Below are 23,848 nucleotides of genomic sequence, written 5' to 3'. Positions count from 1 at the left end.
GTCGTTTAAGAACGTCCCCAATGACTAGGTCGGAAAATTTCTCAAAAAAGTTCTTGCCCTTCGCCCAATCGTTCGTATAATAATCTTCGTTGCTTGAGAGCACGCACCTATTCCTCGGTAGCTCAATGGTAGAGCACGCGGCTGTTAACCGCGCTGTTGTAGGTTCGAGTCCTACCCGGGGAGCCAGGTTGTAAAACCCGTCGTTTATACGGCGGGTTTTTTCATGCCTCGATCGCCTGTGGCGAACGTTACCGTATCAACATTTCGTGTCGAGGATGTAATCCCGAGGCCCACCACCTCAACATGGCGCGCTCGTTGTAAAATATTGCAGTGATTGCTCCCACGACATGGTGCCGCGAGCACCAGATAAGGAGATTCTTGTGTCTGAGACCATTAACGGCAGCCTGAGCGTCTCGAATGACGTTATTGCCGATATTGCCGGTTATGCCGCGATGACGTGCTATGGCGTCGTCGGTATGGCCGAACAGCTCCAGGGCGCCGGGAGCGTGCGCCTGCTTGCCGGTCAGCGCCTCCGCAAGGGCGTGCTTGTCTCCGCCGACGAGAACGGCCTCACGGTCGATCTTCACGTCGTGCTCGAGAACGGCGTCAACATGAAGTCCGTCTGCCACAATCTTTCGAGCTCCGTTGCCTTCACCCTGCAGGAGATCGCCCAGATCGATCCCGCCAGCCTTAAGATCGGCATTCACATCGACGCGCTCAAGAGCCGTCTGAACTAGCATCCGAATACGGAGATTTCACCACTCATGATTGCAAAGACCATTCGCACCTGTTTTCCGATCGCTGCGGCTGCCGTTTCCGACAAGGCCGAGGAGATCAACAAGCTCAACGTCTTCCCCGTACCCGACGGCGACACCGGTACCAACATGTCGCTCACGCTTGCCTCGGTGACCAAGGAGCTTTCTGCTCTTCCTGCCGACGCCGACATGGAAGCCATCGCCGGCGCCATCACCCACGGCTCCCTGATGGGTGCTCGCGGCAACTCCGGCGTCATCACCTCGCAGATCCTGCGCGGCGTGGCCGAGGGCCTTGTCTCTGCCGACGAGCCTATTACGTCCGCCAACATTGCCTTCGCCTTCCGTCGTGCCGTCAAGGTTGCCTTCCAGGCTGTTCGCAAGCCCATCGAGGGCACGATCCTCACGGTCCTGCGCGATGTCTCGACCAAGGCCGATGAGTGCGAGAAGAAGAAGTTCTCGGCCGAGGATGCGCTCGATGCTATCGTCGTCGAGGCGTACCAGTCCGTCGCCCGCACGCCCGACCTGCTGCCCGTCCTCAAGGAGAACGGCGTGGTCGACTCCGGCGCCTTTGGATTTGCCATTTTCCTCGAGAACTTTGTGGCTGCCGCTCTTGGTCGCAGCACCGTGGTCGAGGATTTCTCCGCTACGTTTGACTCCGCCGGCTCTGCCCGTGATGCCGCTCTTGGCCGTGTTGAGATCGAGGCCAATGACGATTGGGAGGGCTCGGAGTTCCGCTACTGCAACGAGTTCCTCTTTAAGGCCGATGCCCCATTTGACGAGGACGAGTGCCTTAAGTTCCTGGGCTCCATGGGCGACTGCGAGCTGCTCGTGGGCGCCTACCCCGACTACAAGATCCACGTGCACTCCAACACCCCCAACCTGGTGCTTGAGCACATGCTGCAGCTCGGTCAGATCTACGAGGTCTTTATCCACAACATGGAGATGGAGGCCCACGATCGTACCGCCAAGATTCACGAGGACCAGGAAAAGGCCGCCGAGCCCGCCAAGACGCTGGGTTTTGTCGCCGTTGCCGCCGGTTCCGGCGAGGCCGACATCCTCAAGTCCCTCGGCGTCGACGTGGTCGTGTCGGGTGGCCAGACCATGAACCCCTCGACTGCCGACCTGCTGAGCGCGGTGGACCAGGTCAACGCGACCTCGGTCATTATCCTGCCCAACAATGGTAACATCCGCATGGCTGCCGAAGCTGCTGCCTCCGCTTGCACCGACAAGAAGGTCGCCGTCATTCCCACCAAGACCGTCCCGCAGGCGTTCTCCGCGCTGTTCGCGGTTCTGCCCGATTCCGAGCTCGAGGATGCTGTTGCCGCTATGGTCGACGCCATCAGCGAGGTTCGCGATGGCGAGGTCACCCGTGCCGTGCGCGATTCCAGCGCCTCTGACGGCTCGCCGATTCACTCCGGTGATGTCATGGGCATCATCGCCGGCTCCATCGATGTGGTCGGATCCGACGTGAAGCAGGTCACGCTCGACTGCATCAACCGCATACAGGAGGAAGAGGAAGGTGATACGTTGACGATTCTGGCCGGCGAGGAGCTGTCCGACGAGGCCTTCCAGGAGATCGTCGACGCTATCGAGGAGGCTCAGCCCGACTTGGAGATTGACGCCCATCGTGGCGAGCAGCCGCTCTATCCCGTGATTTTCTCGATCGAGTAGGCATCTCGTCATGTCCGAGCTGTGCTCCGTGCCGCGCGTCTCGGAGCGCTTTGCCCAGAGCAATGCGCTCGACGATGATATCGCGCGTCTCAAATATGTTTCGGGTAAACGTGAGGAGGCCCTTCGCCGTCTGGGAATTCGGACGGTGGGGGACCTCCTTCTCCATATCCCTCATCGATATCTCGACTTTACGCGCTCCTGGTCCATCGAGATGGCTCCCATCGGTACCGTGTGCTCCATCATCGCCACGGTCGACCGGATCGTCCAGAAGCGGCCTCGCCCGCGTATGCAGGTGACCGAGGTCTCGCTTGTGGACGAGACGGGGGTGCTGCAAATCGCCTTTTTCCGTCAGCCCTGGATTGCCCAGCAGTTCAAGCAGGGCGATCGCCTGGCCGTGATGGGTAAGGTCGAGTTTGCCTACGGCTTTAAGCAGATGGCCTCTCCGCATTTCGAAAAGATCGAGGAGGGACGTGCCGCGGGCACCATCCTGCCGGTCCACTACGTGAGTGATGGCGTGAGCCAGGCGTGGATGCGCCGTATCGTAAGCGGCGCGCTCGAAGTGGCTGCCAATCCGTTCGATCCCATTCCCGCGCCGCTGCGCGCAAAGCGGAAGCTCATGAGCAATGCCCGTGCGCTGCGCTCGATCCACTTTCCCTCGAGCATGGCCGAGCGCGACATCGCGCGCGCACGGCTGGCCTATGAGGAGTGCCTCTGTCTTCAGCTGGCCCTGCGCCTGCGCAACGACGGCGGCTTGGTCGAAGTCGCTCCCTATGCCCACGCAGCGGGCGAGCACCTGGCGGCGCTCAAGCAAGCCCTGCCGTTTTCGCTGAGCGATGAGCAGGAGGCTGCATTTCAAGACATCCTGCATGACATGTGCGATGGCGGTCGCGTGATGAACCGTCTGCTGCTGGGCGATGTCGGTACCGGTAAGACTGCCGTTGCCGCCTGTGCGTTGGCGGTTGCGGCCGATAGCGGCACGCAGGCCTGCGTTATGGCGCCCACGGGCGTGCTGGCGCGTCAATATGCCGATAAGACCGGCCCCTTGCTCTCGCAGGTTGGCATGACCTGGGCGCTCCTGACGGGCGCCACACCGGCGGCCGAGCGCGAGCAGATTCATGCTCAGCTCCAGTCTGGCGAGCTCGACGTCCTCTTTGGAACCCACGCGGTGCTTTCCGAAGACGTACAATTTAGGCATTTGTCGCTTGTGGTGATCGACGAGCAGCACCGCTTTGGTGTGGGCCAGCGCAATGCCCTGCGCGCTAAGGGCCCGGGTGCCGACCTGCTCGTTATGACGGCCACGCCGATCCCACGCACGTTGGCGCTCTCGGTCTACGGCGACCTGGACACGAGCATTATTCGCCATCGTCCCGTTCCGGGTGCCGGTGTGACGACACGCGTCCTCACCGAGTCGAGTCGCGACCTGGCCTATGGCGCCATTCGCGAGGCGCACGAAAAGGGGCAGCAAGCCTACGTGATCTGTCCGCTCGTGGAGCCGAGCGATTCGGCCGATGAGCTCGAAGACGTACCCGGCATCGCTCGCGACGACGAAGGCCGCGTGACCGTGCCCGTGCCGTTGCATGACACGGCGACCGAGCTCGATCGCCTTCGTCTGGCATTACCGGGGCTTACCATCGAGCGTCTTCATGGCCGCATGCCGGCGGGGGAGAAGGACCGGGTCATCGATGCCTTTAAGCGTGGCGAGATCGATGTACTCGTCTCGACCACGGTGGTCGAGGTGGGCGTTGACGTGCCCAATGCCACCGTCATGGTCATCGAGAATGGCGAGCGCTTTGGTTTGGCGGCCTTGCACCAGCTGCGCGGGCGCGTAGGCCGCGGCAGCGTGTCGGGTACGTGCCTGGTCATGACGCACTCCAAGGGCAACGGCGGCGCGTCGGCGGCACAAGACCGCCTCCAGTCGCTCGAGAAGACCTTGGACGGCTTTACGCTCGCCCAGATGGACCTGCGTCTGCGCCACGAGGGCGAAATCCTGGGCTACCGTCAGCATGGCGGCGTGACCTTGCGCTTTGTTGACCTCGATGCCGACGAGGAATTGATCGAGTGGGCCCATTTGGACGCGGTCGAGCTCTTGCGGTATGCTTGCAACCTTGACTCCGTGGCGACGCGTCCCTTGCGCGATGCGGTCGCCACGCGGTATCGACACATCTTTAAGGAGGTCAGCGGAGGATGAGAATCATCGGCGGCGAATGGCGCGGTCGTAAGATCGAGGAGCCCCGTGGTCGCGATGTCACCCGCCCCACGACCGATCGCGTGCGCGAGGCGTGCGCATCTATGGTCATGTCGGCATTCGACTTCGACCTGGACGAGGTCCGCGTACTGGATGCCTTTGGCGGCTCCGGCGCCTTAGGGCTAGAGATGCTCTCGCGTGGTGCCCGCTCGCTCACCACGTTCGAGATCGATCGCAACGCTGCTCGTCTGATTACCAAGAATATCGAGTCGCTGTGCCGTGATCGTGCGCGCTGGCGCGTGGTGGGCGTCGATGTGCTGGCGAGTGCCTCGCGCGGCCGCGTGCCGGACGGCCCCTTTGACCTTGTCCTGCTCGACCCACCCTATGCTTTTGGCGCCGAGCCGGTCGAGGAGCTACTGCAGAACCTGGCCCAGCAGGACTTGCTGGCGCGGGGTGCCTACGCGCTCTTTGAGCACGCCGCGGCCGATGCGGGTGCGCACCCGGCAGGCTTCGAGATCGTGCGCGAGAAGCGTTACGGCATTACCTCGGTCGACTTGCTTCGTTGGGTTGGCGACGCCGAGGATGATGGCAACGATAGCGACGCACCCATGGAGGACGCCCATGAATGACACCATCAACCGCGTGATTGTCCCGGGCACCTTCGATCCCATCACATTCGGCCATATCGACGTCATCCGCCGTGCCCGCCGCATCTTTCCCAGCGTGATCGTGGCCGTTGCCGAGTCGCAGGGCAAAAACGGCGTCGGCACCACGTTTATGCTCGATGAGCGCGTGGCGCTGGCCCGTGAAGCGCTCGGTGATATTGACGGCGTCGAGGTGCTGCCCTTCACCGGCCTCTTGGTCGATTTTGCCCGCGAACAGGGAGCAGGGGCTGTGGTCAAGGGCCTGCGTGCCATGACCGACTTTGAGTACGAGCTGCAACAGGCCGACCTCAACTACCGCCTGGATAACGAGCTGGAGTCCATCTTTGTCATGAGCGCGCCGCAGTACGGCTATATCTCGAGCTCGGTGGTTCGCCAGATTGCCTCGCTCGGTAGCGACGTCTCTAATTTTGTTCCGCCCAATGTGGTCAGGGCGCTCAAACATCGCTTTTCGTGACGTTTTTTAATGCCTGGTGGCATGTGGTAAACTTACACGATGATATGTTACCTATGAAAGGAGACCGGATGCCGGGCGAGAATTTTCCTGGCGACAGGATCGTGAGTCTTGTCGACGAGCTCGAGGGGCTCATCGAAGAGGCTAAGACGCCGTTCGGCAAGAATGCCCAGATGAAGGTTATCGACGCCGACGTCTTCTTTAACATCCTCGACGAGATCCGCATGAGCTATCCCGAGGAATGGCAGAAGTCCCGCCGTATTCTCAAGGAGCGCGAGGAGCTTATGGCCTCCGCCGCCGCTCAGGCCGATTCCATTATCGCCGATGCTCAGCAGCAGGCCCTCACCATTGCCGGTGAGCAGGAGATCGTCCGCTTAGCGCAGCAGCAGGCCGACGATATCCGCGACCGTGCCCAGCAGTATGAACGCGAGACGCGCTATGCCGCCGAGGACTACGCCGAGCAGGTCTTTACGCACCTCGAGGAAAACCTCAAGAGCCTGACCGGTACGGTGACCCGTTGCCGTCAGCAGCTTAACGAGGGTGCCGCCCAGCAGAATGGTCAGTGGTAATGGCTGAGTTCCCGAGCGTTACCGTCGATCTTTCCGAGCAGCTCGAGTTTCCCGGAGACTCGTATCCGCTGACTGGCAAGGTCGATGTCGCCACCTATACGGTGGGCGAGAAGGAGTACCAGCTGCAGGACGGCATCGACTACGACGTGGTCTTTACCAATGCCGGCACCGGTGTTCTGCTTACGGGTATGGTCCGCGCTCACGCAACCGGTGAGTGCGACCGTTGCCTTGAGCCCGCCTCGTTTGATATTGCCGGTGAGATTGAGGAATTCTATCTCTTTGACGAGCCCGAGGACCCCGAGGCCTACGAAGACGGCTTTGAGTTGCTGGGCGAGGATCGCATCGTCGATCTGGGCGAGCCCATCAACGACGCGGTCGTCATGGATACGCCGTTCGTTGTCCTGTGCAAGCCCGATTGTCGCGGTCTATGCCCCACGTGCGGCATCAATCTCAACGTCGAGCAATGCGATTGCGCCGCTCAAGCAGAGGCCGAATGGGCCGCTGCCACGGAAAATCCATTTGCAGCATTGAAGAATCTCAAGCTTGACGAGTAAAACTGTGGTAGTATCGCTACTTGCGCGTAATCGCCACACTGGATAGTTCATAAGGAAGGTCACTATGCCCGTACCTAAACAAAAGCAGGGTCGTATCCGCACTCACACCCGTCGTTCCGCCAACATGAAGATCTCGGCTGCGGCTCAGTCCACGTGCCCCCGTTGCGGTGCTGTCAAGCTTCCGCACCACGTGTGCCCCAGCTGCGGTTTCTACAAGGACCGCGAGGTTATCGTTACCGAGTAACTGTATTCTCTGGATGCGATGCCGTTCCAACTGGAACCACAATGGCCGGCTCAATGAGTCGGCCATTTTTGTATAAGGAGTATGTATATGAGTAACGTTCGCGTTTGTGTAGACGTTGTGGGTGGAGACGAGAAGCCACAGGTTGTTCTCGATGGTATCGAGGCTGCACTTGCCGCCGATCCCGATATTGAGGTCCTGGCTGCCGGTCCCGCCGAAATCGTCAATCCCTTTGCCGCTTCCCATGCGCGCGTCGAGGCCTTGGAGGCGCCCGATGTCATCGCCATGGATGACGATCCCATTCGAGCCGTGATGACCAAGCGCAAGTCCTCGATCGTGCTTGCCTGTCGCGCTATCAAGAAGGGTAACGCAGACGCGTTCTTCTCTGCCGGCTCCACCGGCGCCATGACCGCTGCCGCCACCGCCTACGTGACGCCATTTAGGTATCAGGCCGAGGGCAAGAAGCAACCGGTGCGTCCGTGCCTCACCAATGCGCTGCCCAACCGCGCCGGCGGCCTGACGGTCCTGTGCGACATGGGCGCCAACCCCGATGTCGAGGTCGACGACATGGTGCGTTTTGCCCAGATGGGTAGCGCCTATGCGCGCGTCGTCTTGGGCATTGAGCATCCCCGCGTCGGTCTGCTCGGCAACGGCACCGAGGATGAGAAGGGTTCCAACTTTACCAAGGCGTGCTTCCCTGCCATGAAGGCCGCCGTTCCCGGCTTTGTGGGCAACTGCGAGGGAACCGACCTGACCTCGGGTAACTTTGACGTCGTCGTTGCCGATGGCATGTCGGGAAACATTGCCCTTAAGGCAACCGAGGGCGCTGCCAAGTTTTTGCTGCAGGAGCTCAAGGGTGTCTTTATGGCTTCGCTCGGCACCAAGATCGCCGCGCTGCTCATCAAAAAGCAGATGCGCGAGATCAAGGCAAAGCTCTCGGGCGATGCTAAGGGCGGTGCCATTCTGCTGGGCCTGCGTGGCGTGGTCCTGATCGGCCACGGTGCCACCTCGGTCGAGGCCGTCAAAAACGGTACGCTCGCCGCGGCGGAGGCCGTGCGCGCCGGGCTTGTCGAGAACGTCGCCAACTCTATGGACGGCATCGTTTTGTAGGAGCGAGTTAGGGCGCTGTTATGTGCCTCGCGGCCTTCGTCGTGGGGTAGAATCAAAACCGTGTCTTGGCGTTGCGCTTGCGGCGCCAGCGCGTTGATGTTCACACAATACGAGAGGAAGCGCTATGGACCGCTCCGAAATCTTCGATAAGATCGCCGAAATCGCCGCCGATGTGCTGGGTGTCGACGTTGCCGACATTAGCGACGAGACCACCTTTGACGATCTCGATGCCGATTCGCTCGAGCGTCTGCAGCTGGTGACGGCCATCGAGGACGAGTTCGACCTCGAGATCGACGACGAGACCCTGCTGTCGCTCAATTCTGTCGCCGACGCCGTCGACGCGATCGAAAACGCCAAGGAGGCCTAGATCTTGGCATTGTCTGAACGACTCGCGCGCGCCCAGGAAATCCTGGGCCACGAGTTCAATAACAAGGTGCTGCTGCGCGCGGCGCTCACGCACCCCTCTGCCGTGGAAGGTCAGCCCGTCTCGGCGAGCTATGAGCGCCTTGAGTTTTTGGGCGATTCCATTTTGGGCGCCGTGGTTGCCCGCTCGCTCTTTGAGTCCTATCCGGAGTTTGACGAGGGCAAGCTTACGCGCCTGAAGGTGTCGCTCGTCTCGGGTGCCACGCTGTCCGAGGTGTCCCATGAGCTGGGCATCGACGACATCATCATCTTTGGTGCCTCCGAGACCGGCACGGGCGCGCGCGGCCTGCATTCGGCGCTCGAGAACGTCTACGAGTCGCTCGTGGGTGCGCTGTATCTGGATGCCGGCTGGGACGTTGCGGCAGAGTTCATCCACCGCACGCTTAAGCCCCATTTGGCCTCCGAGCGTGCCGAGCATCCTGCGAACCCCAAGTCGTTTTTGCAGGAGTGCGTGCAGGCCGACGGCCACGAGCCTCCGGCGTACAAGCTCGTTGGCTCTGAGGGCCCGGCGCACGCACCGACCTTTACCGCCGTGGTGCTCATCGACGGTATCCGCCAGGGCCGCGGCACCGGTTCCTCCAAGAAGGAAGCAGAGGGAGCTGCCGCGCTCGAGGCGCTCGACCGCATGGGCTATACCACCAACGGCGTGATTCTGAACAAGAAGCCTGTTTAAGCGAGGAACCGTGTATCTCAAGTCCCTCACGCTCAAAGGGTTTAAGTCGTTTGCCGACCGCGCCCATATGACGTTTGAGCCGGGCCTGACCGTCATCGTCGGTCCCAACGGCTCGGGAAAATCGAACATATCCGACTCGATTCTGTGGGTCCTGGGTGAGCAGAGCGCCAAGCAGCTGCGCGGCCAAGCCATGGAAGACGTCATCTTCTCGGGCTCGTCGGCGCGTAAACCGGTGGGTGTGGCCGAGGTCACGCTGGTGCTCGACAACTCGGACCATATGCTTCCCGTCGACTTTGACGAGGTGGCTATCACCCGCCGTATGTATCGCTCGGGCGAGAGTGAGTACCTCATCAACTCGAGCCCGTGCCGCCTGATGGACATCCAGGACATTCTGCACGATTCGGGACTGGGCAAGGATACGCATTCCATCATCAGCCAGGGCAAGCTCGATGCCATTTTGCAGAGCCGCCCCGAGGAGCGCCGCGCCCTCATTGAGGAGGCCGCCGGCATCTCCAAGCACAAGCGCCGCAAGGAGCGTGCGCTCAAAAAGATCAAGTCGATGGACGAGCACCTGACGCGTGCCCGCGACATCAACAAGGAAATCGCCCGTCAGCTGCGACCGCTGGAGCGCCAGGTCGATCGCGCGCGCAAGTACAAAGAGCTGTCCTCGCGCGCGAACGAGCTTACGCAGATGCTGGCCGTCGACGAGTTGCGTTCGCTGCAATCGCAGTGGAACGACTTGGAGAGCCGCTCTAAGGAGGGCGCCGCCGAGCTGGAGCTCGCGCAGTACCGCCTGGGTGAGAAAGAGCGCGAGCTCGAGAAGCTCCAGGTCATGCTCGAAGAAAAGGGCCTGTTTGTGGGCGACTTGGGCGAGCAGCGCCGCCATATGCAAGATGTGGTCGGTCGCATTAACTCCGACATGCGCCTGCTCGAGGAAAAGGGCCATAACATGGTGTCGCGCCTGTCCGACATGCGCGGTCAGATCTCGGGATCCGAGCATCAGCGCCGTCGCGTGGTCGAGGAGCTCGAGGACGCACGCGCCCAGCTCGAGGAAGTGACCGGCTCTCATATGCAGGCCCAGGAGGACGTCGACGCCGCTGGTCCTGCCGCCGCCCAGCTCCACGAGCGTCGCGTGGCGCTCGACAATCAGATTTCGCAGCTTACGCGCGAGCAGCGCGATGTGCAGCGCGTTGCCGATAATGCTGCGCTCGAGCTCGCCAAGGTACAGGATTCGCTTTCCAATGCCGAGGTCGAGGACAACATGTATGCCTCGCGCCTGGAGCAGATCGATGAGCAGCTCGAGGAGGTCACGGCATCGCTTGATAGCCGCCGCAACCGTGCTGAGGAGCTTGAGAGCGCCCTTGAGGCGGCTCGTCAGGCCCAGAGGGGTGCGCGCGAGGCCACCGAGACGGCACGCGCTGCCCTCAAGGACCTGCGTGCCCGCGAGGGCGAGGCACGCAACAAGCTGTCCGAGGTGCGCTCGGAGCTCGCGAGCCAAAAGAAGCTCGATGCCCGCATGGCCGACAGCTCGCCGCTCGTAAGCCGTCTGGTGGGTGCGCTGGGCGACGATGTCTTGGGTCGTCTGGGTGACGTGCTCGAGGCCCCGCGTGAGCTTGAGGGCCTGGTTGAGCAGCTGCTCGCCGGCGATATCGATGCCCTGTTGTTCGATAACACTGCCGCACTTGAGCGCGCCGGTCGCACTGCCCTGGACCAGAAGAAGGCCTCGGGCGAGGCGCTGCTGGTGGCGCGCGGCGTAAGCGGCTCTACCGCCGCCAAGGGCGCCTCCGGTACCCGTCTGGTCGATCGTCTGTCCGTGCGCGCAGGCTACGGTCCCGTCGTCGAGGCGCTGCTCGGCGGCTATTACGTTGTTGATGACTTGGCTGCCGCACTGGCCGCGCCCGTCGTTGACGGCGTGACCTATGTGACTCCCGATGGCGCACGCGTTGCCTGCGGCGGCCTGGTGCGTGTGGGGCTCAATGCCGGCGAGGCTTCGGGTGCCTTGGAGCGCAAGCGTCGTATTCGCGAGTTGGAGGGCTTGGAGCCCGATCTGGCTGCCGTGTTTGAGCATGTCTCGGATCAGGTTGTCGAAGCCAATGCGGCCGTCGAGGAGGCGCGTGCCGCCGAGGGCGATGCCGCCGGCGAGATCGCCCGTCTTGAGGGTGAGCGCCGCTCGCTGCTCTCCGAGATCGGCCGCCTGGAGCAAAGCGCCAACAACGCCGAGGTCGAGCGCGTGCGTATCTCCAAGCGCCGTGAGCAGGCTGCCGAGGCCGTTCGTGCCGCGCGCCCGCGCGTTGAGGAGCTTACCCGCTCGCGTGACGAGGCCCGTGCGCAGGCGAGCGACTTGGGTCTTCATATTGCCGAAGCTAACGACGAACTCGATCGCGTCCGCCGTGACGATTCTGAAGCCGCCGGTAAGCTCGCCGACGCTAAGGTGCGGCTGGCTCAGACGAGCGAGCGCCTGCGTTCGCTGAAGGGCCGCGTGCCCGATCTGGAGCACCGCCTGGAAGGTATCGACCGCCGTATCCGCGGAACACGTCAGGCCTCGCGCTCGCTCGAGCTGTTGCGCCTGCGCGTCGATCCCATGCACGAGCGCTATTCGGCCCTGCTGGAGCGCGCGTCGGATTGGGCCGCGCGCCTGCGTGACCAAGCCTCTCTGGAGGAGGCTGATTCGGCCTCGCTCAAGAAGACCATCGAGAACGCCAAGGCCGAGGTCGCCCGCGCCAAGGAGCGGGTTGATGCCGCCACAGCGACGCAAAACGAGTTCAAGGTCGCACGCGGCAAGCTCGAAGTGCAGGTAGAGGCAGCCATCAAGGCCATTACCGCCGATGGCACCACGGTGCTCGAGGAGGCGCTCATGCTGCCGGCGCCGACCGATCGCGACGCCGCCGAGCGCGAGCTCAACCAGCTCGTACGTCAGATCAACAACCTGGGCCCTGTGAACCAGGTCGCCATGGAGGAGTACGAGCAGCTCAAGCGCCGTGCCGATTACATCGAGGAGCAACTTGCCGATCTGGAGAGTGCGCGCAAGGCGCTCACCAAGATCACCGTGGCGATTGACCGCAAGATGCGCAAGGCCTTCCTGGTGACCTTCGAGAAGGTCGACGCGAATTTCCGCGAGATATTCGCTATGCTCTTCCCGGGCGGCCAGGCGCATCTGGAGATGACCGATCCCGAGCATCCGGCCGAGACGGGCATTGAGGTCGTGGCGCAGCCGCGCGGCAAGCGCATCACCAAGATGATGCTCATGTCGGGTGGTGAGAAGAGCCTGACGGCGCTCGCCCTGCTCTTTGCCGTATACCGTACGCGTACGGTGCCGTTCTATGTGCTGGACGAGGTCGAGGCCGCGCTCGACGACGCCAACCTGTCCAAGCTCATCGGCGCCCTCGATGTGCTGCGTTCCGATACGCAGCTCTTGGTCATTTCGCATCAGCGCCGTACTATGGAGGATGCTGACGTTCTCTACGGCGTCTCGATGCAAGCCGACGGCGTCAGTCGCGTCGTCTCGCAAAAACTCGATCGCGAAACCGGAAAGGTCGTGAATGCATAATGGGATTCTTTGACGCACTCTCGCGCGGACTCGAGCGCAGCCGCGAGGCCCTCAACGAGGTCTTCTACTTTGGCGGTGAGGTCGACGAGGATTTTTGGGAGGACCTTGAGGACACCCTCGTCATGGGTGACATGGGTGCCGAAGTCGCCATTCAGGTCTCCGATGACCTGCGTGACGCCGCCGCCAAGAAGAACCTCAAGACCGCCCCGCAGCTTCGCCGCGCCCTGGCCGAGCAGCTCGAGGGCCATTTTGTGCCTGTTGAGCGCGACCCGTTTTCTGATACGCCGAGCTGCGTGCTGTTTGTCGGCATCAACGGTGCCGGCAAGACCACCACGGTCGGCAAGATCGCGAGCGCCATGGCCGCCCGCGGCAAGAACGTCGTGATCGGTTCGGCCGACACCTTCCGCGCCGCCGCCATCGAACAGCTCGATGTGTGGGGACAGCGTGCCGGCGTACCGGTTATCAAGCGTGACCGCGGCTCCGACCCGGCGAGCGTGTGCTATGACGTGCTCGACGAGGCCGATAAGCGCGGCAGCGACCTGGTGCTCATCGATACCGCTGGTCGTCTGCACACGAGCCCCGAGCTCATGCGCGAGCTCGCCAAGGTGGTCAATGTGACCCGCAAGCGCGCCGCCAATATGGCCGCCGGTCCCATGCCGGTCTCGGTCGTGCTTGTGATCGATGCCGCTACTGGTCAGAACGGTCTGAACCAGGCGCTCGAGTTTAACGAGGCGTTGGGCCTGGACGGTATTATCATGACAAAGCTCGACGGCACGGCTAAGGGCGGCATCGCCATGGCCGTGGCCGAGAAGCTCAAGCTCCCGATCCTGCGCATCGGCGTGGGCGAGCAGGTCGATGACCTGCAGGAGTTTAACGCCAAAGATTTCTGCCGCGCCCTGGTGGGCGAGTCCAACTAAGGAGTGACTAGTGTTTGATTCCCTGAGCGATCGCCTCAACGACACATTTGACCGCCTGCGCGGCAAGGGTAAGTTGACCGAGGCCGATATTACTTCGGCCATGCGCGATATTCGCATGGCACTGCTCGAGGCCGACGTTAACTTTAAGGTCGTCAAGGAGTTTGTCGCCAAGACCAAGGAACGCTGCATGACCGCCGAGGTCATGGAATCGCTGTCTCCGGCGCAAAACGTCGTCAAGATCGTGCTCGACGAGCTCACCGAGATGCTCGGTTCCACCGAGAGCAAGCTCGTCTTTAGCAACCGCATCCCCAACGTCATCATGCTCGTGGGCCTGCAGGGCTCCGGTAAGACCACGGCGGCCGTAAAGCTGGCCTACCTGCTCAAGAAGCAGGGCCGCTCGCCGCTGCTCGCCGCGTGCGACGTCTACCGCCCCGCCGCTGCCGACCAGCTGGCCACGCTCGGTGGCGAGATCGGCGTACCGGTCTTTCGCGGCGACGGTGCACACCCGGTCGACATCGCCAAGGGCGCCATCCAGGAGGCCGTCGACCACCTGCGCGATGTGGTCATCGTCGATACCGCTGGTCGTCTGCAGATCGACGAGCAGATGATGCAGGAGGCCGTGGACATCAAGAAGGCCGTCAAGCCCGATCAGGTGCTGATGGTCGTCGATGCCATGACCGGTCAGGATATCGTCAACGTCGTCTCGACCTTTGCCGAGCGCACCGACTTTGATGGCGTGATCATCTCCAAGCTCGACGGCGATGCCCGTGGCGGCGGCGCGCTTTCCGTGCGCCAGGTGACCGGTAAGCCCATCAAGTTCGTGAGCATGGGCGAGAAGCCCGATTCGCTTGAGCCGTTCTATCCTGATCGTATGGCCAAGCGCATTCTGGGCATGGGCGACGTTGTCGGTATTATCGAGAAGGCCCAGGAGGCGGCCGACGCAGAACAGCTCGAGGCTGCCGAGCGCATGCTGCGCGAAGGCTTCACCATGAACGACATGCTCGACCAGATGAAGGCTGTCAAGAAGATGGGCGGCATGAAGGGTATCCTGGGCATGCTCCCCGGTGGTCAGCGTGCACTCAACCAGATGGGCGGCAACCTGGATGAGGGCATCTTCGATAAGAACGAGGCCATCATCATGTCGATGACCAAGGAGGAGCGCCTGCGTCCCTCCATCATCAACGGCCAGCGCCGTGCCCGCATTGCCAAGGGAGCCGGCGTAACCCCCACCGAGGTCAACAGCCTTATGAAGCAGTGGGGCGAGATGAATAAGATGATGGGCCGCATGCGCACGATGGCCAATCAGGCACAGGCCGGCGGCAAAAAGGGCAAGAAGGGTAAGAAGGGCAAGAAGATGCGCATGCCCAATATCCCTGGCCTGGACGCTATGGGCCTGGGCGGCATGGGCGGCCTGGGTACGGGCGGTCCCAAGTCCGATATGGAGCTGCTGCGCCAGATGGAAGCGCAGATGCGTAATAAGAAATAGGGCTGTAATTCCAGCTTGATTTGGCAAAGGCCACTCGGAAGCTACCGGGTGGCCTTTGTTGTTGGCTTTGATTGTTGGGCTGCGTTTAGCGTCGTGCCCTGAGCTCGCGGTACCGTGCCGTTAGTGGCAGCCGCAGCCCTCGTGGCCCTCGTGCTCGTGATGGCCGTTGCAGCTGTAAGACTTCGAGCTCGTCGATGGTCATGTCGATGGCGTCTCCGCTGGCAAGGCCGTCGGGGGTAACGCTGCGATATTCGTGGATGGTCCCAACACGGCGCATTTTTTCGCGTCTTCCCGCCATGTGTGCTTCTTATCTGACCTATGTCAACCATGGAATAGCGAACGCTAGATTTACGCAAGGAATTTCTGGCATATGCCAGAAAATGAGGGCTTATGTTTGGGCTGTGGGGCCGCGTGCGTCTGGGCTACAATGAATCTCGCTTGTAGGCGACTGACAGGAGGGGCAATGAGCAAGGCTGATCAACAGTTTGTAACCATGTGCCGCGATATTCTGGACCATGGCACCACCACCGATGGCCAAAAGGTCCGTCCGGTGTGGGAGGATGGCACCCCTGCCTATACCATTAAAAACTTTGGTGTCACGGCACGCTACGACCTGCGTGAGGAGTTTCCCGCGCTTACCCTGCGTCGTACGGCCCTCAAATCTGCCATGGATGAGATCCTATGGATCTATCAAAAGAAGTCCAATAACGTGCATGACCTCAACAGCCATATTTGGGATGAGTGGGCCGACGAGACCGGCTCCATCGGCAAGGCTTACGGCTACCAGATTGGGCAGAAGAGCCATTATCCCGAGGGCGACTTTGACCAGATGGACCGCGTGCTGTATGACCTGAAGCATACGCCGTACAGCCGCCGCATTATGACGAACACCTATGTGTTTAGCGACTTGTCCGAGATGCACCTGTATCCGTGTGCGTACAGTGTGACGTATAACGTGACGCAGCGTCCGCAGGATGACAAACCGACGCTCAACATGATTCTCAACCAGCGCAGCCAGGACATTTTGGCCGCAAACAACTGGAACGTATGCCAGTATGCCATCTTGCTGATGATGGTCGCGCAGTCCGTCGATATGATTCCCGGCGAGCTGCTGCATGTGATCGCCGACGCCCATATCTACGACCGTCATGTCGATATCGTCCGCGAGCTTATCGAGCGTCCGCAGTTTGCGGCCCCCAGGGTTTCATTGAACCCCGACGTGCATGATTTCTATGCGTTTACGACCGACGACCTGATCGTGGAGGGCTATGAGCACGGCCCGCAGGTCAAGAACATTCCCATTGCGGTGTAGGTGGCGCTCATGACGTGTAAGCTTTCTGCTATTGTCGCCGTGTGTGATGACTGGGGTATTGGGTGCGAGGGCGATATGGTCGTGTCCAATCGTGCTGACATGCGCCATTTTGTGGCGTGCACCAAAGGTTGCCCGGTCATTATGGGGCGCAAGACCCTACTGAGCTTTCCCGGCGGGCGTCCGCTCAAGAACCGCCGCAATATTGTGCTCACGCGCGATATGGGCTTTGCCCGCGAGGGCGTCGACGTGGTGCATAGCGTTGACGAGGCGCTCGCTGCGGTTGCCGATGAGTCCGTTGCGTGGGTGATCGGTGGCGGCGATGTGTATCGGCAGTTTTTGCCGTATTGCGTGGAGGCTGAGGTCACGCATAACCACTGTGTCCATCCCGTGGACACGTATTTTCCCAATTTGGATGCCGACCCTGCGTGGGAAGTTGCGCGGCGCGACGGGGTTGCCACGATTGCCACCGGTGAGGGCGACGAGGGTGTCGATTATGAGTTCGTGACGTATCGTCGCGTTGAGTCGTAAAACCGATTATCCCTTCGGTATTATCGGGATGAAATGAATTACGGGGCGGCGCATGGCGTTGCCCCGATATTTGTATAGGTGCTGCAAAGAAAGGTGCGGGCTGGCTGCTATGACTGATGCCGTTGAGGTGTTGCGAATCGATTCGCTCGAGGACGAGCGGCTCGATGCCTATGTGCGACTGACTGAGCGCGAGCTGCGCTGCGTGCTGGAGCCGCAAAAGGGCATCTTTATCGCCGAGAGTGCCAAGGTCATAGAGCGTGCGGTGCGCGCCGGATACGAGCCGGTGAGCTTCCTTTTGGGTGAACGCTGGCTCGACCAGATGATGCCGCTGTTTGAGCAGCTTGTCGTGCGCGAGGGGGCGGGTCCGGTTCCGGTGTTCGTGGCCTCGATGGAGCTCATGGAGCAGCTGACGGGATTTAACGTGACGCGCGGTGCGCTCGCGGCATTCCGTCGTCCACGTCAAATTCCGGTAGCCGAGTTCTTGGGTGGCGTCGTCGAGGCGGCGGGGGAGCGCCCGGTGCGCGTGTGCGTGCTCGAGGGCATTGTCGACCACACCAACGTCGGCGCGATTTTCCGCTCGGCGGCTGCACTGAACGTCGATGGCATTTTGGTGAGCCCCACGTGCTGCGACCCGCTGTACCGTCGCTCGGCCCGCGTGAGCATGGGCACGGTGTTCCAGGTGCCCTGGACACGCATTGGCAGCGAGGCGCGCGTATGGCCGCATGATGGGCTGGGGGCGCTGCACGATGCCGGATTTTCGTGTGCCGCCATGGCGTTGACGGATGATTCGGTGTCGTTGGACGATCCCGCGCTGCAGGAGATTGACCGCCTGGCAATCTTTATGGGCACCGAGGGTGCTGGCTTGGGCGCCAAGACCATTGCAGGCTGCGACCGCGCCGTGCGTATTCCGATGGCGCATGGGGTCGATTCGCTCAACGTGGCCGCGGCAAGCGCTGTCGCCTTTTGGCAGCTGTGCCCGCATGTGAGCAACGAGTACCACTACCAGCTGGGGCTGTATCACTAGCGGGGTGCTCTCGAGCTTTGACGCTAGGGGTGGTTCTGCTGCCTTCGGTCGGTGTCAAGCTGCTAGCGGTTTTGCCGTTCAATTGATGTTTTGTTGTCTGACGTACGCTTGTGGGGAGGGCGTGTGGCTAAGAAATCTACGGCTATCGATGTAACGCAGGGTGTCATTTGGCAGCAGCTGCTGTCACTGTGCGTTCCCATTTTCTTTAGTTCGTTCTTTCAGCAGGCATACACGCTTATCGGTACCTATATCGTCGGTCAGTTTGGCGGCAAGCTCGCGTTGGGTGGCATTCAGGCCACGATGGTGCTTACGGAGCTCTGCATTGGTTTTTGCGTCGGCGTGGGTGCTGGCTGTGCCGTTATTACCGGCCAGTATTTTGGTCAGCACGATGACGAGCGCCTGAGCCGATCGGTCCATACGGCCATGACGCTCGCGTTGGTGGGCGGCATTGTCATTTCCATTCTGGGTATGGTGTTTGTCGAGCCGATGCTTTTGTTGATGAATACACCGCATGAGCTGCTGGCCGAGGGCGTGGCGTATGGCCGTTGCTACTTTGCCGCCATGTTCGCGGCGCTGCTGCTCAATATGGGGACGGCGCTGTTGCGCGCCGTGGGCGACACGCGTGGTCCGGCGGTCATTATTGCCTCCGGCTGCTTCGTCAATGTGGTGCTTGATATCATTTTTGTTGCCGTGTTGCATATGGAGGCCTTGGGTTGCGGCATCGCAGTGGCACTGACCATTTGCTCCAATGCCACGATGATTGTGGTTCGCATGATGCGCGCACCGGGTGCGTGGCGTCTTTCGCTCTTCAAGCTCGGTATTGACCCCGGTATCTGCAAGAGCATGCTTTCGTGCGGCTTGCCGCTGGGTGTTCAGTCTGCGGCATATTCGATCTCGAACGTGCTGATCCAGGTGTCAGTCAACTCGTTTGGAGCCGATGTCACGACTGCTTGGGGCCTTTCCAGTCGCCTGGACGGCATTATCTGGATGGTGACCGAGGCGCTCGGCGTGTCGATCACCACGTTCTCGGCGCAGAACTTTGGTGCGCGCAATTACGATCGCATGCGAAAGGGATATCATACGTCGCTCGTGCTTTCATTTTTGCTTATCGGCGGCCTGTCGGCCATGCTGCTGGTGTTCTCGGGTCCGCTTTCGCGTTTGTTTATCGACGATGCCGCGATTTCGGCCCACACCACGACGATCATTCATTTCATTGCACCGTTCTACGCGGTTTTCTCGATTATCGAAAACGCGTCCGGCTCCATCCGTGGCGCCGGCGTGAGCTTCCAGCCTATGATGCTCACGATCTTCGGCACGGTCGTGCTCCGCGTGGCCTGGGTGTTCGCGATTATGCCGCTCGACCCCTCGCTCGAGCATCTGCTGCTGGTCTACCCCGTAACCTGGGTAATCACCGCCACAATGTTCACCGTCTACCATCACAGCGGCAACTGGCTAGGCCGCGCCACCGCCTAGCCATTGGGGACGTTCTTAAATGACTAGTCGTTGGGGACACTCTTTGCGACACGATTTTCTGGTTTTCATCCAGGTTGTCATGCATGCCCTTGTAAACTGTCAGCACGGGCTTAGCAAATTAGATCGTCCGCGCCTATCAGATGTTGCCCGGTGGGTTTGTGATGGGAGGGCGATATGCCAAGAACAGGCCGAGTCGTTTCGTTAACGGGCTATAACCACATTATCGCGCGTGGTAATGGCGGCATCTGCATCTTTGAAGACGATGAAGATCGCTATCGGATGCTCACGCTGTTCGAGGATAAGCTTGTTGGGAATGGTATCGGCGTTACTGCGTGGTGTCTCATGTCGAACCATTTTCATCTCATGGTTGATGACTCTAACGGAAGAATCTCATCTTGCATGAGCGGTATCCTTACCTCGTACGTCAAATACTTTAATCATAAAACCGATCGTGTCGGGCATTTGTTTCAGGATCGGTTTAAGAACATTCCAGTTGAGAACGATATCCAGGCAATTGCGTTCGCTGATTACATTCATATGAATCCCGTTAAGGCGGGTGTTTCGGCTGTCGATAATTATCGCTGGTCCAGCTATCGGGCATATGTGTATGGTTATGATGGGTTTGGGTTTTGCGATCCTGGCATTGTGTTGGATCTCGTGGGCGGATCGCTTGAATATCGGCATTATCTTGATGAGCGACTAGAGAGCGCGCCTTATGACGCCGAGCCCCGTCCTCGTGTTCTTGACGATGAAGTGCTCAAAATCGCGAAGGAGATTGCTTTTCCTGTTTCTCTTTCCGACATTAAGGCGATGACTCCAGTCGAACGCAGGCCGATTCTTTGTAAAATGCGGAAATCAGGCCTTACGGTTAATCAATTTGTTAGGGCGGTTGGTCTTGGCCGCGCAACGGTTGCGAATGGCACGTCGGGGTGGCGTGAGTTTTAGGGCCCTGATTTTGCCCTTTCCCCAAGAAAGAGTGTCCCCAACGACTAGACATTTAAGAACGTCCCCAATGACTAGTATTCGATGCCTTGGCGGGCTAGGAGGCCTTCGTCGAAGTAGTGTTTGACGGGGCGCATTTCGGTTACTAGGTCGGCAAGGTCTGCGAGGGGCAGCAAGCCGCGGCCGGTGAACACGAGCTCCGTGGTCGTTGGTTTCATCGCGATCAACGCTTCGACGTCTTCTCGCGTCACAAAGTCCCGTCGCATGGCCTCTCCCAGCTCATCCAAGATCAGTACGTCGACCTGGCCAATCTGCTCGCGCGCCAGCTCCATGATCTGTGCGGCACATGCTTTTGGCGTGTCGCGGTCGGCTTGTACAATGCGCAGTCCCAAGCGCGGTGCGGCATCATGTTCGGCGCAGTGCAGCTTCTTGGCAAACTGAAGCATAAGCACGTTAAGACCGTAACCCGTGGCGCGCAGCGCGAGCCCCAACGCAGCCGTCGTCTTGCCCTTGCCGTCGCCCGTATAGATTTGAACCTTGCCGACTTCCAGTGATGCCATCTCTGTCCTTTCGTGCCCGGCGTCGGTTTATCGCCGTGCGGGTTGGGTATTCTAGAAAACATTATCAACCCCAGTAGATGGAGTTCAAGCAGATGGAGATGGATGACAACAAACGTAGACGGAATATGATCCTCTACGTGCTCATCGCCTTCGTCGTCTACCTCGTGCTCTCGACCGTTCTGTTCCCCAACATCGGTCACACGCAGCAGATTACGAAGACCGATTACTCGACGTTTGTCAAAGCGCTCGATAAGAAGAGTGTCGACAAGGTCGAGTACAACACAGACGATTACACGATTTATTACACCAAGAAGGGCGAGGACGAGAACATCGCCTACAAGACGACCGGCGTGCCGAATGACGCGGGGTTTACCGATCGCGTGCTTGAATCTGGCGCCTCGCTTGAGTCAGTCGTTCCCGATAAGAACTCGGGTCTGATGACCTACTACCTGCTCACCCTCATTCTTCCCATGGCGATTTTCTTCCTGATCGGCTGGTGGCTCAACCGCCGCATGAAGAAGGCCATGGGTGATGACGGTCCGTCGATGAACTTTGGCGGCGGTGGTTTTGGCGGCGGTGGACTGGGCAAGTCCGGTGCTCGCGTGATTGCCTCCAAGGACGTGGGCGTGACCTTTAAGGACGTCGCCGGTCAGGAAGAGGCCAAGGAATCCCTCAAGGAGGTCGTCGACTTTCTGGAGAAGCCGCAGCGCTACGAGGAGATCGGTGCCAAGCTGCCGCGCGGTGCTCTTCTTGTCGGCCCTCCGGGTACCGGTAAGACCCTGCTTGCCAAGGCCGTTGCCGGCGAGGCGGGCGTTCCGTTCTTTAGCATTTCGGGCTCTGAGTTCGTCGAGATGTTCGTCGGCCGCGGTGCCGCCAAGGTTCGTGACCTGTTTAAGCAGGCCAAAGAAAAGGCACCGTGCATCGTGTTTATCGATGAGATCGATACTATCGGCAAGAAGCGTGACGGCGGTGGCTTTAGCGGCAACGATGAGCGCGAGCAGACGCTTAACCAGTTGCTGACCGAGATGGACGGCTTCGATAACCACAAGGGTATCGTCGTCCTCGCTGCCACCAACCGTCCTGACAGCCTTGACCCGGCCCTGCTGCGCCCCGGCCGCTTTGACCGCCGCATCCCCGTTGAGCTGCCCGACCTGACCGGCCGCAAGAACATCCTCGAGCTGCACGCCAAGAGCGTGAAGACGCAGCCGCCGATCGACCTGACCGCGATTGCCCGCGCCACGCCCGGTGCCTCGGGCGCCGATCTGGCCAACATCATCAACGAGGGCGCCCTGCGTGCCGTCCGCGAGGGTCGCAAGCGCGCCACGCAGGACGATTTTGAGGAGTCGGTGGAGGTCGTCATCGCTGGCCAGCAGCGTAAGTCCACGGTGCTTTCCGACCACGAGAAGCAGGTCGTTTCTTACCACGAGATCGGCCATGCCATCGTTGCCGCCCGCCAGAAGGGCTCCGCGCCGGTCACGAAGATCACCATCGTGCCGCGCACGAGCGGTGCTCTGGGCTACACCATGCAGGTCGAGGAGGATGAGCGTTTCCTGACCACACGCCAGGAGGTCCTGGACAAGCTCTCCGTCTATTGTGGTGGCCGCGCAGCCGAGGAGCTCATCTTTGGTGAGATGACGACCGGTGCTGCCAACGATATTGAGCAGGCCACCAAGCTCGCCCGCAACATGGTGACGCGCTTTGGTATGTCCGATGAGTTTGGCATGATGGCGCTCGGTACCGTGCAGAACGCGTACCTCAATCAGGATACGTCGCTCACCTGCGCCCCCGGCACGGCCGAGCGCGTGGATGCGATTGTCGCCAAGCTGATCGAGGACGCGCATGACCGCGCCCTGCAGATCCTCAAAGAGAACAAGTTTAAGCTCCACGAGCTGGCTCGTTATCTGTACAAGAAGGAGACGATCACGGGCGAGGAGTTCATGAATCTCCTCACGCGCGAGAATCCGCTGATGCCAAAGCAGCAGTAATACCGTTTGGAATGAGATTAACGCCCCTCTTGAGCATTCGTCTCAGGCGGGGCGTTTTGCTTCGGGTGGATTTTTGGGACATGCCTTAATTTCTACCTATTTGTGAGGTAGAAATTAAGGCATGTCCCAAAAATCTACCGAGGTGAGGTTGGGGTATGAAGGTCGTGGTGAGCGCCTGTTTGATGGGCGAGAGCTGTAAGTATAACGGGCTCGACAACTACCATCGCGCGTTGGTCGAGGCTTGCGAGTGTACGGGGACCGAGGTCCTGTTGGTGTGCCCCGAGGTCTTTGGCGGTCTGCCCACGCCGCGTAAGCCGTCTGAGATTGTGAACGGCGAAGTCCGTACCTGCGAGGGCGTGTCCGTTGACCGGGAATTCCGCCTGGGTGCCGAGCGCGCGCTCGATATGTGCGAGCAGGCGGGCGGTCCGTCCGAGATCGCTGCGTGCATCCTGCAGGATCGTAGCCCCTCGTGCGGCGCTGGCCGCATCTGCGATGGCACCTTTAGCGGTACGCTCACCGTGGGCAACGGTATTTTTGTCGATCTGCTGCTCCGCCACGGCTACCGTGTGATTCCGGCTAGCGAGTTCGATCCCAGCATGCTGGAACATTGTGCACAGCACTCGAACCCAACACTTCCTCTCGGGTGACCGTTTTGGCATCATCCGTGAAGTTGATATTGAGTACGACCCGGTCATCAAAGACGTAGACCGAGTTGACAGGCGCCGTACCCAGGCAGCCCCTCCCCGCGGCCCTCACGCAGGAACGCGCACACGGCCT

Annotated in this window: 22 protein-coding genes and 1 tRNA gene; 22 read left to right on the top strand and 1 reads right to left on the bottom strand. The window is 60.5% G+C overall.

What is annotated here, in order from left to right:
• The first annotated feature begins 111 nt into the window (after window positions 1–111).
• From SFLMC1_RS08155 to SFLMC1_RS08060, 20 genes are all read left to right on the top strand, one after another.
• Window positions 112–186: transfer RNA gene (locus tag SFLMC1_RS08155), tRNA-Asn, on the top strand.
• Window positions 187–347: 161 nt separating this feature from the next.
• Window positions 348–737 (top strand): Asp23/Gls24 family envelope stress response protein, encoded by a 390-nt coding sequence (locus SFLMC1_RS08150; RefSeq protein WP_171025265.1) that lies wholly within the window; start codon window positions 348–350, stop codon window positions 735–737.
• 27 nt (window positions 738–764) lie between these two features.
• Window positions 765–2,426, top strand: coding sequence for a DAK2 domain-containing protein (locus tag SFLMC1_RS08145; protein WP_152074590.1), 1,662 nt, complete (start codon window positions 765–767; stop codon window positions 2,424–2,426).
• 10 nt (window positions 2,427–2,436) lie between these two features.
• On the top strand, window positions 2,437–4,614 hold the full coding sequence (recG, locus tag SFLMC1_RS08140) for an ATP-dependent DNA helicase RecG (protein ID WP_152074591.1): 2,178 nt from the start codon (window positions 2,437–2,439) through the stop codon (window positions 4,612–4,614).
• Window positions 4,611–5,240, top strand: a complete 630-nt coding sequence (rsmD, locus tag SFLMC1_RS08135; protein WP_152074592.1) for a 16S rRNA (guanine(966)-N(2))-methyltransferase RsmD — start codon at window positions 4,611–4,613, stop codon at window positions 5,238–5,240. The genes recG and rsmD overlap by 4 nt, the downstream gene beginning before the upstream one ends.
• On the top strand, window positions 5,233–5,730 hold the full coding sequence (coaD, locus tag SFLMC1_RS08130) for a pantetheine-phosphate adenylyltransferase (RefSeq protein WP_152074593.1): 498 nt from the start codon (window positions 5,233–5,235) through the stop codon (window positions 5,728–5,730). The genes rsmD and coaD overlap by 8 nt, the downstream gene beginning before the upstream one ends.
• 68 nt (window positions 5,731–5,798) lie before the next feature.
• Window positions 5,799–6,296 carry a hypothetical protein gene (locus SFLMC1_RS08125; protein WP_022094019.1) on the top strand — a complete coding sequence of 166 codons (498 nt, stop codon included), beginning with the start codon at window positions 5,799–5,801 and terminating at the stop codon, window positions 6,294–6,296.
• Entirely contained in the window at window positions 6,296–6,850 is a 555-nt protein-coding gene (locus SFLMC1_RS08120) for a YceD family protein (RefSeq protein ID WP_152074594.1), read from the top strand. Before SFLMC1_RS08125 ends, SFLMC1_RS08120 begins: the two co-directional genes overlap by 1 nt.
• A 64-nt stretch (window positions 6,851–6,914) precedes the next feature.
• Window positions 6,915–7,094, top strand: coding sequence for a 50S ribosomal protein L32 (gene rpmF / locus SFLMC1_RS08115; protein WP_022094017.1), 180 nt, complete (start codon window positions 6,915–6,917; stop codon window positions 7,092–7,094).
• A gap of 87 nt (window positions 7,095–7,181) precedes the next feature.
• A complete protein-coding gene (gene plsX, locus SFLMC1_RS08110; protein ID WP_152074595.1) occupies window positions 7,182–8,201 on the top strand; it encodes a phosphate acyltransferase PlsX in 1,020 nt (339 codons plus the stop codon).
• Between the two features lie 124 nt (window positions 8,202–8,325).
• Window positions 8,326–8,568: an acyl carrier protein gene (locus SFLMC1_RS08105; RefSeq protein WP_022094015.1), complete on the top strand. Its 243-nt coding sequence runs from the start codon at window positions 8,326–8,328 to the stop codon at window positions 8,566–8,568.
• A 3-nt stretch (window positions 8,569–8,571) separates the two neighbouring features.
• Window positions 8,572–9,297: a ribonuclease III gene (gene rnc / locus SFLMC1_RS08100; RefSeq protein ID WP_099431644.1), complete on the top strand. Its 726-nt coding sequence runs from the start codon at window positions 8,572–8,574 to the stop codon at window positions 9,295–9,297.
• A 10-nt stretch (window positions 9,298–9,307) separates the two neighbouring features.
• Window positions 9,308–12,844, top strand: coding sequence for a chromosome segregation protein SMC (gene smc, locus SFLMC1_RS08095; protein WP_152074596.1), 3,537 nt, complete (start codon window positions 9,308–9,310; stop codon window positions 12,842–12,844).
• On the top strand, window positions 12,844–13,761 hold the full coding sequence (gene ftsY / locus SFLMC1_RS08090) for a signal recognition particle-docking protein FtsY (RefSeq protein ID WP_117564147.1): 918 nt from the start codon (window positions 12,844–12,846) through the stop codon (window positions 13,759–13,761). The genes smc and ftsY overlap by 1 nt, the downstream gene beginning before the upstream one ends.
• A gap of 10 nt (window positions 13,762–13,771) precedes the next feature.
• Window positions 13,772–15,247 (top strand): signal recognition particle protein, encoded by a 1,476-nt coding sequence (gene ffh / locus SFLMC1_RS08085; RefSeq protein ID WP_117637757.1) that lies wholly within the window; start codon window positions 13,772–13,774, stop codon window positions 15,245–15,247.
• A 463-nt stretch (window positions 15,248–15,710) separates the two neighbouring features.
• Complete coding sequence (gene thyA / locus SFLMC1_RS08080; RefSeq protein ID WP_152074597.1) at window positions 15,711–16,559, top strand: thymidylate synthase; 849 nt, start codon at window positions 15,711–15,713, stop codon at window positions 16,557–16,559.
• 9 nt (window positions 16,560–16,568) lie between these two features.
• A complete protein-coding gene (locus SFLMC1_RS08075) occupies window positions 16,569–17,087 on the top strand; it encodes a dihydrofolate reductase (protein ID WP_152074598.1) in 519 nt (172 codons plus the stop codon).
• A 109-nt stretch (window positions 17,088–17,196) separates the two neighbouring features.
• The gene (locus tag SFLMC1_RS08070; RefSeq protein WP_152074599.1) at window positions 17,197–18,111 is read left to right on the top strand and encodes a TrmH family RNA methyltransferase; all 915 of its coding nucleotides are present in this window, start codon (window positions 17,197–17,199) and stop codon (window positions 18,109–18,111) included.
• 123 nt (window positions 18,112–18,234) lie between these two features.
• Window positions 18,235–19,584 (top strand): MATE family efflux transporter, encoded by a 1,350-nt coding sequence (locus tag SFLMC1_RS08065; RefSeq protein WP_187323914.1) that lies wholly within the window; start codon window positions 18,235–18,237, stop codon window positions 19,582–19,584.
• Between the two features lie 174 nt (window positions 19,585–19,758).
• A complete protein-coding gene (locus SFLMC1_RS08060) occupies window positions 19,759–20,529 on the top strand; it encodes a transposase (RefSeq protein WP_152074600.1) in 771 nt (256 codons plus the stop codon).
• Window positions 20,530–20,600: 71 nt separating this feature from the next.
• On the opposite strand, the gene SFLMC1_RS08055 is transcribed toward SFLMC1_RS08060, so the two are convergent.
• The gene (locus SFLMC1_RS08055) at window positions 20,601–21,086 is read right to left on the bottom strand and encodes a cob(I)yrinic acid a,c-diamide adenosyltransferase (protein ID WP_152074601.1); all 486 of its coding nucleotides are present in this window, start codon (window positions 21,084–21,086) and stop codon (window positions 20,601–20,603) included.
• A gap of 92 nt (window positions 21,087–21,178) precedes the next feature.
• Between SFLMC1_RS08055 and ftsH the strand changes: the two genes are divergently transcribed.
• The gene (gene ftsH / locus SFLMC1_RS08050; protein WP_187323913.1) at window positions 21,179–23,071 is read left to right on the top strand and encodes an ATP-dependent zinc metalloprotease FtsH; all 1,893 of its coding nucleotides are present in this window, start codon (window positions 21,179–21,181) and stop codon (window positions 23,069–23,071) included.
• A 155-nt stretch (window positions 23,072–23,226) separates the two neighbouring features.
• Window positions 23,227–23,718, top strand: coding sequence for a DUF523 domain-containing protein (locus tag SFLMC1_RS08045; RefSeq protein WP_152074602.1), 492 nt, complete (start codon window positions 23,227–23,229; stop codon window positions 23,716–23,718).
• Window positions 23,719–23,848: the final 130 nt, after the last annotated feature.

Source organism: Collinsella aerofaciens (genome assembly GCF_901212495.1).
GTDB classification, from domain to species: Bacteria; Actinomycetota; Coriobacteriia; order Coriobacteriales; family Coriobacteriaceae; genus Collinsella; species Collinsella aerofaciens_H.
This window is presented reverse-complemented; position numbering and strand designations above follow the sequence as displayed.